17 protein-coding genes are annotated in these 11,586 nt (G+C 52.5%); 16 read left to right on the top strand and 1 reads right to left on the bottom strand.

What is annotated here, in order from left to right; all coding sequences use genetic code 11:
- The 13 genes from SD70_RS31475 to SD70_RS31425 all read left to right on the top strand — a co-directional run.
- A partial coding sequence (locus tag SD70_RS31475; RefSeq protein ID WP_331436866.1) for a type II toxin-antitoxin system Phd/YefM family antitoxin occupies positions 1–294 on the top strand: 294 nt, incomplete at its 5' end.
- Complete coding sequence (locus SD70_RS31470) at positions 272–589, top strand: type II toxin-antitoxin system RelE/ParE family toxin (protein WP_041052550.1); 318 nt, start codon at positions 272–274, stop codon at positions 587–589. The genes SD70_RS31475 and SD70_RS31470, both read left to right, overlap by 23 nt.
- 281 nt (positions 590–870) lie before the next feature.
- Entirely contained in the window at positions 871–1,230 is a 360-nt protein-coding gene (locus SD70_RS31465) for a plasmid mobilization protein (RefSeq protein WP_041052549.1), read from the top strand.
- A 14-nt stretch (positions 1,231–1,244) separates the two neighbouring features.
- Positions 1,245–2,669 carry a relaxase/mobilization nuclease domain-containing protein gene (locus tag SD70_RS31460; RefSeq protein WP_041052548.1) on the top strand — a complete coding sequence of 475 codons (1,425 nt, stop codon included), beginning with the start codon at positions 1,245–1,247 and terminating at the stop codon, positions 2,667–2,669.
- A complete protein-coding gene (locus SD70_RS31455; RefSeq protein WP_156158301.1) occupies positions 2,578–3,264 on the top strand; it encodes a PcfB family protein in 687 nt (228 codons plus the stop codon). The genes SD70_RS31460 and SD70_RS31455 overlap by 92 nt, the downstream gene beginning before the upstream one ends.
- On the top strand, positions 3,261–3,473 hold the full coding sequence (locus tag SD70_RS36640; protein WP_156158300.1) for a hypothetical protein: 213 nt from the start codon (positions 3,261–3,263) through the stop codon (positions 3,471–3,473). Before SD70_RS31455 ends, SD70_RS36640 begins: the two co-directional genes overlap by 4 nt.
- Positions 3,470–4,375 carry a hypothetical protein gene (locus tag SD70_RS31450; RefSeq protein WP_041052547.1) on the top strand — a complete coding sequence of 302 codons (906 nt, stop codon included), beginning with the start codon at positions 3,470–3,472 and terminating at the stop codon, positions 4,373–4,375. Before SD70_RS36640 ends, SD70_RS31450 begins: the two co-directional genes overlap by 4 nt.
- A 47-nt stretch (positions 4,376–4,422) precedes the next feature.
- Positions 4,423–4,614 (top strand): hypothetical protein, encoded by a 192-nt coding sequence (locus tag SD70_RS31445; protein WP_041052546.1) that lies wholly within the window; start codon positions 4,423–4,425, stop codon positions 4,612–4,614.
- 100 nt (positions 4,615–4,714) lie between these two features.
- On the top strand, positions 4,715–5,536 hold the full coding sequence (locus SD70_RS40695) for a type IV secretory system conjugative DNA transfer family protein (protein ID WP_269432560.1): 822 nt from the start codon (positions 4,715–4,717) through the stop codon (positions 5,534–5,536).
- Positions 5,437–6,351, top strand: coding sequence for a VirD4-like conjugal transfer protein, CD1115 family (locus SD70_RS40690; protein ID WP_449267222.1), 915 nt, complete (start codon positions 5,437–5,439; stop codon positions 6,349–6,351). The genes SD70_RS40695 and SD70_RS40690 overlap by 100 nt, the downstream gene beginning before the upstream one ends.
- Positions 6,351–6,656: a hypothetical protein gene (locus tag SD70_RS31435; RefSeq protein WP_041052545.1), complete on the top strand. Its 306-nt coding sequence runs from the start codon at positions 6,351–6,353 to the stop codon at positions 6,654–6,656. The genes SD70_RS40690 and SD70_RS31435 overlap by 1 nt, the downstream gene beginning before the upstream one ends.
- A gap of 66 nt (positions 6,657–6,722) precedes the next feature.
- Positions 6,723–7,565 (top strand): hypothetical protein, encoded by an 843-nt coding sequence (locus tag SD70_RS31430; RefSeq protein WP_231571716.1) that lies wholly within the window; start codon positions 6,723–6,725, stop codon positions 7,563–7,565.
- A 564-nt stretch (positions 7,566–8,129) separates the two neighbouring features.
- A complete protein-coding gene (locus tag SD70_RS31425) occupies positions 8,130–9,971 on the top strand; it encodes a reverse transcriptase/maturase family protein (protein ID WP_041052553.1) in 1,842 nt (613 codons plus the stop codon).
- Positions 9,972–10,150: 179 nt separating this feature from the next.
- On the opposite strand, the gene SD70_RS31420 is transcribed toward SD70_RS31425, so the two are convergent.
- The gene (locus SD70_RS31420) at positions 10,151–10,402 is read right to left on the bottom strand and encodes a helix-turn-helix domain-containing protein (RefSeq protein WP_041052544.1); all 252 of its coding nucleotides are present in this window, start codon (positions 10,400–10,402) and stop codon (positions 10,151–10,153) included.
- Positions 10,403–10,571: 169 nt separating this feature from the next.
- Between SD70_RS31420 and SD70_RS31415 the strand changes: the two genes are divergently transcribed.
- Genes SD70_RS31415 through SD70_RS31405 form a run of 3 tightly spaced genes read left to right on the top strand, consistent with a single transcriptional unit; the run spans position 10,572 to position 11,544 of the window.
- Positions 10,572–10,757: a hypothetical protein gene (locus SD70_RS31415; protein WP_041052543.1), complete on the top strand. Its 186-nt coding sequence runs from the start codon at positions 10,572–10,574 to the stop codon at positions 10,755–10,757.
- Positions 10,758–10,786: 29 nt separating this feature from the next.
- Positions 10,787–11,131: a hypothetical protein gene (locus SD70_RS31410; RefSeq protein ID WP_052488106.1), complete on the top strand. Its 345-nt coding sequence runs from the start codon at positions 10,787–10,789 to the stop codon at positions 11,129–11,131.
- A gap of 47 nt (positions 11,132–11,178) precedes the next feature.
- Complete coding sequence (locus tag SD70_RS31405; RefSeq protein ID WP_041052542.1) at positions 11,179–11,544, top strand: PrgI family protein; 366 nt, start codon at positions 11,179–11,181, stop codon at positions 11,542–11,544.
- Positions 11,545–11,586: the final 42 nt, after the last annotated feature.

Raw genomic sequence — 11,586 nt, 5'->3', positions numbered from 1 at the left:
AAGATGATTATCAAGCCTTCTGCCAGTATCCGGCAAAACTATAATGAAATCGCCGATCTATGCAAATCGTCCGGGGAACCGGTGTATCTGACCAAGAACGGTGAAGGCGATCTCGTCGTGATGGACATTGAGACGTTCTCCCGTCGCGAGAAGATGTTAAAGCTGCGCGAAGAACTGCTCGCTGTGCAAGAGGATCGTTTGGCGGGCCGTGCTGGTGTGACGCCGGATGAACTGGACGCTTACCTGGAGGGCATTATTGACGAGGTTCAGCATGGAAAAGATGCCCCGATATAAGATCGTCGTTTCCGATCGCGCCCGCCAAATGCTGGCGGCTCATGTGCGATTTCTCGCGGAGAAACATCCGGATGCGGCGCGAAGAACGAAGAACGAATTGCTGAATGCGATACGTTCCTTGGCGCGATTGCCGGAACGCTATCCTTTTCTGGAAACGGAATTTATCCCGTCAAACAAGTATCACAAGATGTTCGTAGATAATTGGTATCTGGTGTTGTATCAGATTCAGGATAAAATCGTGTATGTCGATTTCATAGTAGACTGCCGCCAGGATTACCGCTGGTTGGTGCGATAACAAAAAAGTATTGCGGAAGACGCCCGAGCGGATCGGCGTCTTTTTTGTGTTTTTGGGGTCCTCCCTATTTCCCGGCAGGTGCTTTTGAAGGCAACGCGAGACGACTGTCTCGTGTTGCAGCAAGCACTGAATTTGGATATCCAAATTCGCTTGTTAGGGGCCTGCGCCCCTAAGACCCCTCATCGCGATGTTAACGATTCGATAAGCGGATGGTTTTCAGATCGCATGTTTATTGCGGCGTAAACTTCTTAGAATAGTTGATTTTGAAAGGGGGTTGTTCGTTGAGAAAACGTTCGATCTCATTTCTGCTTCGTTTAAGTGAAAGCGAACATGTTCGTCTAATGAATGAAGTGAAACAAACAGGTCTTTCTCGGGAAGCGTACATCCGGGCGCTCATCAATGGGTATATACCGAAGCCGCTGCCGCCGCCTGATTATTACGCGATGATGCGCGAGCTTCACGCCATTGGCAACAATCTCAACCAACTGGCGGCGAAGGCGCATGCGACAGGTTATCTGGATCGGGCTTCTTTTCAGCAGGAGGCAGATCAGTTGCGCCGCGCCGTCCAACAGATTCAACAGGCCGTGACTGCCCCGGAAAGAAGAACAGAGCAAGCGATTCCACGTGCGCATCCGATGTAAAGGGGGCGTCACATATGGCGACGACGGCGATATGGGATGTCACCGACCGCTTGAAGCGCGTGATTGATTACGCCGCCAATCCTGACAAAACAGCGCAAGATCGCGACGAGAAAAATGAAGGTTTGCAACAGGCGATCGATTATGCAGTATCGGATCTCAAGACGGAGAGGCAGCTTTATGTGAGCGGAATCAATTGCGATCCGCTCACCGCTTACGAGCAAATGCAGCGCACCAAGCGTCAATTTCAAAAGATGGATGGCATCGTCGCGTTTCATGGCTACCAAGCGTTTGCACCAGGTGAAACGACGCCGGAAACGGCGCACGCCATTGGCGTCAAGTTGGCGCAGGAGCTATGGGGCGATCGATTTGAAGTCGTCGTATCGACCCATCTGGACAAGGAACATTTGCACAATCACTTTGTGCTAAACTCCGTCTCCTTTATGGACGGCAAACGGTATTACGACAACAAAGCCTCCTACGCCCTCCTAAGGAGAACATCCGACCGGTTATGCCGTGAACATGCATTGTCAGTGATCGAGCAACCCGAGCCGGGCAAGGCCAAGCACTACGGAGAATGGAAAGCAGATCGGGAAGGCAAGCCGACTTGGAGGGGGACGATTCGGAGCGATGTGGATCAGGCGATTGCGGCATCCATGACGTGGACCCAGTTTATCGCCTCTTTGCAAAAGCAGGGCTATGACGTGAAAACGACCGTGAAGCATATGGCGGTTCGTCCACCGGGTAAGGAACGTTTCGTTCGTTTGCGCAGCTTGGGAGACGACTATACGGAAGAGGCTCTGAAACAGCGGATTTTACGAAATCGCATTCCCCGTAAAACACAGCCTCTGCCAATGCCGCAACGCAGGCGCGCCGTTTGCAAAGGAACGCTTCGATCCGGCAGGAAGTTCAGCGGCTTACAAGCATTGTACCTGCGCTATTTATATGAGATGGGCATATGGCCCCGTTTTCGCGCGTCCGTGAGAAGGACGCCTTTTTTATTACGGGAAGACTTGCGACACTTGGCGGTTATTACCGCTCAGACCAAACTACTCTGCCAGCGCCGTATCTCCAGCAAAGAGCAGCTTTTGGACTATGTATCCATTGCCCAACAGGAGATGCGCCTGCTTTCCAGCGAGCGCAAAGCGCTGTACAACCGTCTTCGCCGCTGCAAGGAGGAAGGCCGGATCGACGCTTGCAAAGAGCAGATAGCCGTATTATCCAAGCGGCTTGCCGCGCTTCGAAAGGAGGTGAAGCTGTGTGCGGGCATCCTGGCCCGATCCGGGGAAATGATGACTAAACTACATGGTGACAGGAAAAATCAACCATTACGAAGGGAGGATTCCATCCATGAGCAGTGGAGCCGAGGCGGCCGATCAGGTCGTCAACATGAGTCTGAGGGGCATCGAGGTTATGGCCAAGATTTCCGGCGAAGGCGCTAAGCATCTGGCCGTCTATTTGTTTGCCGCCCTGCAGGGGCAGAAACGGACAAAGGGCAGCATTCGTCTGGAAAGCTTGCTCCGCAGCGGCAAGGAATTGAAAGTATTTGCCGTCAAAAACGAAGACTTGCCTACCTTCTGCAAGGAGGCCAAACGATACGGCGTTTTGTACTGTGCCCTGCGGGACAAAAAGAATGTCGATGGCTTGTGCGATGTGATGGTGCGTGCCGAGGACGCTTCCAAAATCAACCGCATCGTCGAGCGGTTCAAGCTGGCGACCGTGGATACGGCCAGCATCAAGAGTGAAATTGAGAAATCCCGCGCCGGGAAACAGCAGGACCATCCAGCGTCCGGGGAGCGTCAACAACAAGCATCGAACCAAACCCGGCAGAAGAAGGAGGTACAAGGAGCGGAAGTCAAGGGAACGCCAGGAGCGAAGAGCACCGACGATTTTTTGGCCGAACTGATGCAGAGGCCCGAATCGACGCAGCCAACTTCCCCGGCGAACGGCAACCCAAACCCCACGATGGCGACGACGGAGCCGCCCCATCCGTCCGAGCTACCTTCGGGCGCAGCGAAGCATCCGCAAGGGGTATGATTGAACTGAAAGCCGATAAAGTGCAGCGGCGGCCATCGATCCGCGAACTGTTGCGCGAGATCCGGGAAGAAAATCGGAAGGCGGAGAAAGAACGGCGTCAGATGGTCAAGGAATCGTCGCTGCCCAAGCGAAGCGAGCCACATAATGGAAAAGCGAAGACGGGCAAAACCAAATCCAACGGAACCCGAAAGCGAGGGAAAGCCAAATGAACAATCTGGACGATTTATTCCGGCAGGAAGCAACGGGCCATTCTTCCACGAATTCGTCCGAGCAACCTTTTGACAAGGAAGCGTGGGTACAGAAAAAGCAGGAACTCAGGCAATGGGCCTATGAGACGATTGATGCAGCCACGATTTCCATCTCGCGCAGCGGCGATGAATTTCAGCGGTATCTGGATGTGCAAAGCCGTTTCGACCGCTACAGCGTATCCAATGCGCTTCTGATTCTCACGCAGCGGCCGGAGGCGACCCGCATCGCCGATTTCGATTCGTGGAAGGAACAAGGCGTCTTTATTCGCCGCAAGGAAACCGGCTTTTATATTTTGGAGCCGGGCGAGGAGTACCGGAGGGAAGACGGCAGCACCGGCATCAGCTATAACCTCAAAAAGATGTTCGACATCGCACAAACGACGGCCAATCCAAAACGGGAGCAACCGACCTATCCGGACGACCGAGTGCGCATCAAAGCGCTGATGGATCGCGCTCCTGTTCCGATCGTTATTGGCGATGCGATGCCGCCGGAAACGCATGCGTTCTATCAGCCGGACATGCGCAATATTGTCATCCGCCGCGGCTTGGATGCCGGGGACATTTTCCGGTCGCTCGCGCAGGAGCTGGCGCATGCGGATCTGGATCGCGGCGATGGCCGTTACAGCCGTTCCTATTTTACGTTCCATGCATATTGCGCCTCTTACATGCTGTGCAAACAGTTCGGCGTGGACACGTCTTCCTTTCGTTTCCATCGTGTGCAGGAGAAGCTGAAGGACATCGAGCCGCAGCAAATTCGCGCCGAACTGGCGGTGATGAAGGATACCGCACATGACATGGCCCGCAGGATGAACCGGATGCTGGCGCAGCAGCGGCAGCATCATCGGACAGAACCAGCAAGATAGGAGCGCTGCGCGGGACATGCTCAATTTTTGTTCAGGAGGGAGCGCCTGTGAAGGAAGAAGAACGGATTCTCTGTTTGGATCATTACGAGCATGGCATCGTGGTGCATGCACTGAATGCGCTGCGAAACGATTTGATCGGCGAGAAGCGCCCCACCGACGCCGTCGATGAACTGTTGCTCAAAACGATTGATGCCCCTTATCAAAAACATAAGCGACGGAGCCATCATGAGGCGCGTTGAAACCGCAAGGAGTCATTTGATACGCTTTGCGGTTTTTTTTATTCCCGTCGTTTGGGCGGCATTGCTCACCGCCCCTGCACTTTCCGGGGGGCTGCCAGCGATGGTGGAGCATCTCAGCGCGGCGATCAACCACCCGTTCGACATTCAGTGGGTGGAAGATACGCCCCGCTGTCTGCTCTCTTTTACGCTGGCCTATGGACTCGGTGTCGGCGTTTATCTGGCCTCCCCGCGAAACTACCGGCGCAGGGAGGAACACGGCAGCGCCCGTTGGGGCCGGGCGAAAAGCATATGCGCCAAATATCGAAGCAAGCAGCTGGAGCAAAACAAAATTTTAACCAAGCAGGTTTGCATCGGACTCGACGGCCGCAAGCATCGCCGGAATGTGAATGTGCTTGTCGTAGGCGGTTCCGGCTCCGGGAAAACGCGGTTTTACGCCAAACCGAACGTCATGCAAGCGAACACGTCGTTCGTCGTTCTCGACCCGAAAGGCGAAATCTTGCGCGATACCGGCCATCTGCTCAAAGCCAAAGGGTATGACATCAAGGTGCTCGACCTGATCAATCCGCATCGTTCCCATGGCTACAACCCTTTCGCCTATTTGCACGACGACAAGGACGTGCTGAAACTGGTCACCAACCTGATTCGCAATACGACGCCGAAGGGCAGCAACACGAACGACCCGTTCTGGGAACGATCCGAAACGGCGCTATTGGAGGCGCTCGTTTTGTATTTGCTCTATGAAGCGCCGCCGGAGGAACAGAATTTCCCGATTCCGCCGAAGTGCGGGAAGAAGACGAAACCTACCAGAGTCCGCTGGACGAGTTGTTTGAACGGCTGGCGATGCGCGACCCGGAGCATTTGGCGGTCAAACAGTACAACATCTTCAAACTGGCGGCGGGGAAAACAGCCAAATCGATATTGATCGGCCTAGGCGTTCGGCTGGAGAAGTTCAACTTGCATTCAATCGCCGGAATGAGCTTGGTCGATGAAATGGAATTGGCTGTCATGGGAGAAAAGAAAGCGGCCCTGTTTGCCGTCATTCCCGACAACGACAGCAGTTTCAACTTCATCGTCGGGATGCTTTACACCCAGCTTTTCCAATGCCTGATGTACGAGGCCGACTATCGGCACGGCGGACGCTTGCCGGTGCACGTGCATTTCGTGATGGACGAATTTGCCAACGTCGCCTTGCCCGATGAATTCGACAAGCTGCTCTCCACCATACGCAGCCGCGAGATTTCGGTTTCCATCATCCTGCAAAATCTGGCGCAGCTCAAAGCGCTGTATAAGGAGTCATGGGAATCGATCGTCGGGAACTGCGATGTGTTCTTGTACCTGGGCGGCAATGAACAATCCACCCACAAATACGTCTCAGAGCTGCTGGGCAAGGAAACGATCGACACGAACACGTACGGCCAAAGCAAGGGACGCAGCGGCAGTTATTCGATCAACTATCAGCTATCCGGCCGCGACTTGCTGACGCCCGATGAGGTGCGGCTCCTCGATAACCGCTATGCCTTGCTCTTTATTCGCGGCGAGCGTCCGGTTCAAGACGACAAATACGATTTGCTCAGGCATCCCCATGTCGCGCTCACGACGGACGGCAAAGGTCCTCCCTTCCAGCATGGCGGCACGGAACACGCTTTGGATTGGCGAACCGTGACGCTTGATGAAAACGGAGAGTACGAGCTTTTGTCGGAAGAAGACATGGAGTCGCTATTTTTACGAGGGGAATGATGAAATTGAAATTCAAAAAGAAACGGCTGCTGGCACTGTACATCATGCTGATGTTAACGGGAACCGTATTCGTCTCCACCGCTTATGCCGAGGGCGATCCGATGACGACGGTCAATAATTTGTCCACCTTCATATTCGGCTTAATCCGGGCCATCGGTATGATCATCCTCGGCTTCGGCATTGTCCAGATCGGATTGTCGCTCAAGTCTCACGACCCTTCCCAGCGGGCGAACGGGTTCCTGACGCTCGCCGGCGGGATTATCATTACCTTCACGAAGGAAATTCTTACTCTGATTGCCGGATAAACGGGAGTCGCAAATGAGGGGAACGGACGGTTTGTCTGTTCCCCGTTTACAGAAAGGGGTGAGAATATGACCAAAAACAGTTGGATTATTGACAATCTCGAACATGCGCTCGATACGTGGAACGAGAAAATGAACGAAATCTGGCAACTCGTTACCGAGTCGCCGGCCGACTTCAAGGGCGGCGGCGTGTGGCGCGTCATTACCGACATTCACGGCGCGTTGCAGGCGACGGGACTGGCGCTGCTGGTCTTGTTTTTTGTGATCGGCGTGGTGAAGACGACCGGCAGTTTTGCCGAAGTGAAAAAGCCGGAGATGGCCGTCAAGCTGTTTATCCGTTTTGTCCTGGCCAAAGCGGTCGTCACCTACGGGCTGGAGCTCATGATGGCGCTGTTTACCATTGTTCAGGGAATCATCTCCACGATGATGGGACGTTCCGGGTTCGGAAAGACGGAGGCCATGACCTTGCCGAACACCATTGCAAAAGCGATTGAAGACGTCGGCTTTTGGCAAAGCATTCCGCTGTGGGTCGTCTCCCTTCTGGGCAGTCTGTTCATCACGGTGTTGTCTTTTGTGATGATTCTCTCGGTGTACGGGCGGTTTTTTCGCATCTATTTATATACGGCCATCGCTCCCGTTCCGTTGTCCGCCTTTGCCGGGGAACCGAGCCAAAATATCGGCAAATCGTTTCTCAAGGGGTATGCGGCCGCTTGTCTGGAGGGAGCGATTATCGTACTCGCCTGCATCATCTACTCTGCCTTTGCCTCTGCTCCCCCGGCGGTCGATGAAGGCGCGGGCGCGGTTACGATGGTGTGGACGTACATTGGCGAGTTGAGTGCGTCCGTAAGCATGGGCACAAAGCCTGTGCGCGGGTTTATGTGGAATCCTGCCCTTGGCAAGGCAGCAGCGTAAAGATATAACGGGCGCATTACGCGCCGCGCTGTCATCGACCAGTTTATCCGGAGGGGAAACCTGACGGGGAGTGCAGCATACTGGTGAAGCCGCGAGTTGGAGAAATCATCTATCCACGACTGAGCGGCGAGATGAAATGTTGTGAACGAGGATGAAAGCTATACTGCTTCAAGGATAGCCCAAGGGGGCATAGCCGAGCCGACGGCGTAAGGATGATTGAGAAGCCGTGCGTCACGGCGGAAGGAACGATGAGCTTTCCAACCGCGATATATCCGTGACGACCAATCGCAATAAGCGAGTAACGGGCGAAAATCCCATCCGACATCACAACAAGCTGTGTTTCCGTAAACCTAAACGGAGATTGCCTAAACCGGAACGCTGTTTACAGCTATGCGTAATGCCAAAAGGTGATAAATCTCAAGGCGGGAGCCAAGAGAGATGACGCTGAAAATCCGGCATGGCAACGGAGCCGCCGTAGTAGTCCGAGGGCGTTAATGGCGTCTACATGGCGAAGGGCGGCAGGAAATCATCCAATACAAGACAAGGAAAGGTGCGTGAGGCATGATGAGGAGTCCTAATCGAGTATTGGAAAGTCTACGGTCAAAAGCGTGCATCAGCGATTACCGCTATGAAAGGCTGTATCGCAACCTGTACAACCCGGAGTTCTATTTGCAAGCCTATCAGAACATCTATGCCACGGCTGGCAACATGACAAAGGGAACGGACGGGTCGACAATCGATGGAATGAGTCTCAAACGGATCGACAAGTTGATCGCGTCACTCAAAAATTACAGTTACCAACCGAACCCTGCAAGAAGAACCTATATCCCAAAAAACAGCGACCCGACAAAGAAACGCCCGCTGGGGATTCCCTCTTTCGACGATAAATTGTTGCAAGAGGTTATCCGCATGATACTGGAGAGTATCTATGAGGGTACTTTTTCGCCACACTCCCACGGATTCAGACCAAAAAGAAGCTGCCATACAGCGTTATTGGAGGTCAAAACCCGCTTTACAGGCATGAAATGGTTTGTTGAGGGAGATATACGCGGCTGTTTCGACAACATAGACCACCACGTTTTGGTCAGTCTGCTTCGCCGCAGAATCAAAGACGAGCATTTTCTGGGATTGATTTGGAAGTTCCTGAAAGCCGGATATATGGAAAATTGGATTTATCACAATACCTTGTCCGGCACACCCCAAGGCTCCGGAGCGAGTCCCATTCTTGCGAACATCTACTTGAATGAATTGGACCAATTCATGGAGCAATACGCAGGACGATTTAATTCCGGGAAAAAGCGTGTGAGAAGCTGCGAATACAACCATTATCGGGGACACCTTGACTATCTGCGCGGCAGGAAATACAGCAAGAAGAAATGGGAAGCCCTGACGGATGAGCAAAAGAAGCAGGCACAAAGGGAAATCCGCGAAACGCGAGCCAAGATGATGAGCGTAGACAGCACAAACCAAATGGATGAATCTTACCGTAGAGTGGTATATATCCGCTACGCGGACGATTTTCTGATTGGCGTCATCGGAAGTAAGCGGGACGCAGAAACCATCAAGACCGAAGTGGGAGCATTCCTCAAGGACAGCCTGAAACTGGATCTATCGGCAGAAAAGACGCTGGTAACAAATGCAAAAGATAAAGCGCGCTTTCTCAGCTTTGACATCTATTCCAACCGTTCCAAGGACATCAAGAAAGACAAAAACGGCATGACCCGCCGTGTGTATAACGAGCGGATCAAACTGTATGTCCCAAAGGAAAAATGGGTGAACAAGCTGATTTCTTACGGCGCGTTAAAAATCCACTATGACGCGAGAAACGGCAATCGTGAGGTGTGGGAACCGTTTCATCGGACGCATCTATTCCACAATGACGACCTTGAAATCTTGCAACAGTATAACGCCGAAATACGGGGACTGTATAACTATTACAAGATTGCGGACAATGTGTCCGTGCTGAGTAACTTTGGTTATATCATGAAATACAGCATGTTCAAAACATTTGCCGCGAAATACAAGACCCGTGTTGGTGCAATCAAGGACAAATACAGAATGGGCAAGGACTATGGCGTGAAATACGAAACAAAATCCGGCTCAAAAGTGATGTTGCTATACAACGAGGGCTTCCGTCGCATTGACGAAGCTGATGCCGGAAATGTTGACGTTGAACCAAAGGTTTACGCCAACAGCAGTCCAAACAGCCTGATTGAAAGATTAAAGGCAAAAAAGTGCGAATGGTGCGGAGCGGAAAATGTGGACATGGATATTCACCATGTCCGCAAGCTAAAAGACCTAAAGGGCAGGAAAACGTGGGAGAAAACCATGATTGCGCGAAGGCGTAAAACGATGGCTCTCTGCGAACACTGCCACGTACAGTTGCACGCTGGAAACTTAGACTGATTTCTGGAGAGCCGGATACATCGAGAGGTGTACGTCCGGTTCGGAGGGGAGCGCTTGGAAACCTGCCGCCGCAATGAGGCAAGGCGCTGGGCGCTTACCCTACTTTTTAATATGCTCGTTCTCGTCGGCACGGTGAAAATGGCGGACCGGGTGGTGAGGGAGATGATGGGGCTGTAGCTTCATTCCGATTCTTCGCCCAGCAATTCCCGGACGGAAACATCCAGCGCTTTGGCAATCGCCACGACTTCGTAGTCTTGGACAAGCCGATACTGCCCTTCCAGACGCGAAAGACTCGTTGGACTGATGTCGAGACCAACCGTTTGCAGTCTGGCGAGAAACTCCTTCTGTTTCATCCCCTTTGCCTTGCGGATGGCAACGACTCTCACGCCGATTATATTTTTGTCGCCTGGCGGTTCTTTTCGATGTTTCATTTGCATGCACCTCACATTACAAGCAAAATTGTACGTGAGTGCATCATTGTTTTAATGCGAATATCGCATTAAAATAAAATAAACCGATTTTCGCAGTAAAATGGAGAGGCAATCTTCCGTTCAGACAGCCAGGAACGCCGATCTAATGAAGACACTGGGAGGCCGACCGATGACACGTTTGCTTGGTCAATTGGAGGAGGACAGAAGGAAGTTGAACGAACTCGGGAAAAAATCTCTTGATCAGGGAATTCCTCTGTTCGAGAATGAGGCGGTTCAGGCTCAAAGCCGGAAGGTGGACGAATGGATTGTCCAGTGGCTTCAAAGGAAGTCCGGACGAGAGCGTCAGCTGCGCTAGAGCGCGTTCACGTAAGGAGGGGGATGTCAATGGAGTTTCCGTTATGGTTTCAAAATGCGATCCAGCGGCGGCTGGACCACGTTTCAGCTCGGATTGAACGCGATCCCGAGTTGCACAGATGTCGCGATGAAGAGAACACAGCTTTTCATGCGATGTTTTCCGGCGTGGATATGACGCAGTTGCCGGCGTTTATGGAATGGGAGGACAAGGTTCATTTTACGCGGGCTTTGGAGAATGAACGCTTGTATTTACAGGGGATGAGAGACGGCGTACGGCTTGCGTTTGCGCTGCTCTCCGATCCCCTTCCATCCGGCGATGAGTTTTTGGCAAGAAACGAAAGAGACAGAGCCAACATCGGTTCAACCGGAAGCTGAGGGCGAGTTGTAGACCATAGTGAGCATCGTTTATGGGAGGATTTCAAATGGAAGTGAAAATTAACCGGGAAATCCGGGATTATACCGAAAGCTTATTCTTTGGACTGTCCTTGCGGCAGTTCTTTTTTTCTGTACTGGCTGTCGGCGTGGCGATCGGACTTTATTTTGGACTGCGCGGCCGCTTTGGTTTGGAAACGCTCAGTTGGATGTGCATTTTGGGGGCCGCGCCTTGCGCAGCCTTGGGTTTCATCAACTATCACGGCATGACGGCCGAGCAATTCCTTTGGGCGTATTTGAAGTCAGAATTTCTGTTGTCAAGGCGATTCGTCTTCTATTCGACTAACATCTACGTTGAAGCGCTGAAAAAGAGCATGCAGTATCGTGAGCAGGAAAGGATGAAGCGCCGTGATTAAAACGCTCAGACGCATCATCAAGCAGGACAAGGAACGATTTGT

Source organism: Gordoniibacillus kamchatkensis (assembly GCF_000829455.1).
Taxonomy (GTDB): Bacteria; Bacillota; Bacilli; order Paenibacillales; family NBRC-103111; genus Gordoniibacillus; species Gordoniibacillus kamchatkensis.
This window is presented reverse-complemented; position numbering and strand designations above follow the sequence as displayed.

Bases quoted from the DNA above. Each gene is read 5' to 3' on its own strand.
- SD70_RS31470 (WP_041052550.1), top strand. From the start codon at position 272: ATGGAAAAGATGCCCCGATATAAGATCGTCGTTTCCGATCGCGCCCGC.
- SD70_RS31460 (WP_041052548.1), top strand. From the start codon at position 1,245: ATGGCGACGACGGCGATATGGGATGTCACCGACCGCTTGAAGCGCGTG.
- SD70_RS31455 (WP_156158301.1), top strand. From the start codon at position 2,578: ATGAGCAGTGGAGCCGAGGCGGCCGATCAGGTCGTCAACATGAGTCTG.
- SD70_RS36640 (WP_156158300.1), top strand. From the start codon at position 3,261: ATGATTGAACTGAAAGCCGATAAAGTGCAGCGGCGGCCATCGATCCGC.
- SD70_RS31450 (WP_041052547.1), top strand. From the start codon at position 3,470: ATGAACAATCTGGACGATTTATTCCGGCAGGAAGCAACGGGCCATTCT.
- SD70_RS40695 (WP_269432560.1), top strand. From the start codon at position 4,715: ATGGTGGAGCATCTCAGCGCGGCGATCAACCACCCGTTCGACATTCAG.
- SD70_RS31435 (WP_041052545.1), top strand. From the start codon at position 6,351: ATGAAATTGAAATTCAAAAAGAAACGGCTGCTGGCACTGTACATCATG.
- SD70_RS31430 (WP_231571716.1), top strand. From the start codon at position 6,723: ATGACCAAAAACAGTTGGATTATTGACAATCTCGAACATGCGCTCGAT.
- SD70_RS31425 (WP_041052553.1), top strand. From the start codon at position 8,130: ATGAGGAGTCCTAATCGAGTATTGGAAAGTCTACGGTCAAAAGCGTGC.
- SD70_RS31420 (WP_041052544.1), bottom strand. From the start codon at position 10,402: ATGAAACATCGAAAAGAACCGCCAGGCGACAAAAATATAATCGGCGTG.
- SD70_RS31415 (WP_041052543.1), top strand. From the start codon at position 10,572: ATGACACGTTTGCTTGGTCAATTGGAGGAGGACAGAAGGAAGTTGAAC.
- SD70_RS31410 (WP_052488106.1), top strand. From the start codon at position 10,787: ATGGAGTTTCCGTTATGGTTTCAAAATGCGATCCAGCGGCGGCTGGAC.
- SD70_RS31405 (WP_041052542.1), top strand. From the start codon at position 11,179: ATGGAAGTGAAAATTAACCGGGAAATCCGGGATTATACCGAAAGCTTA.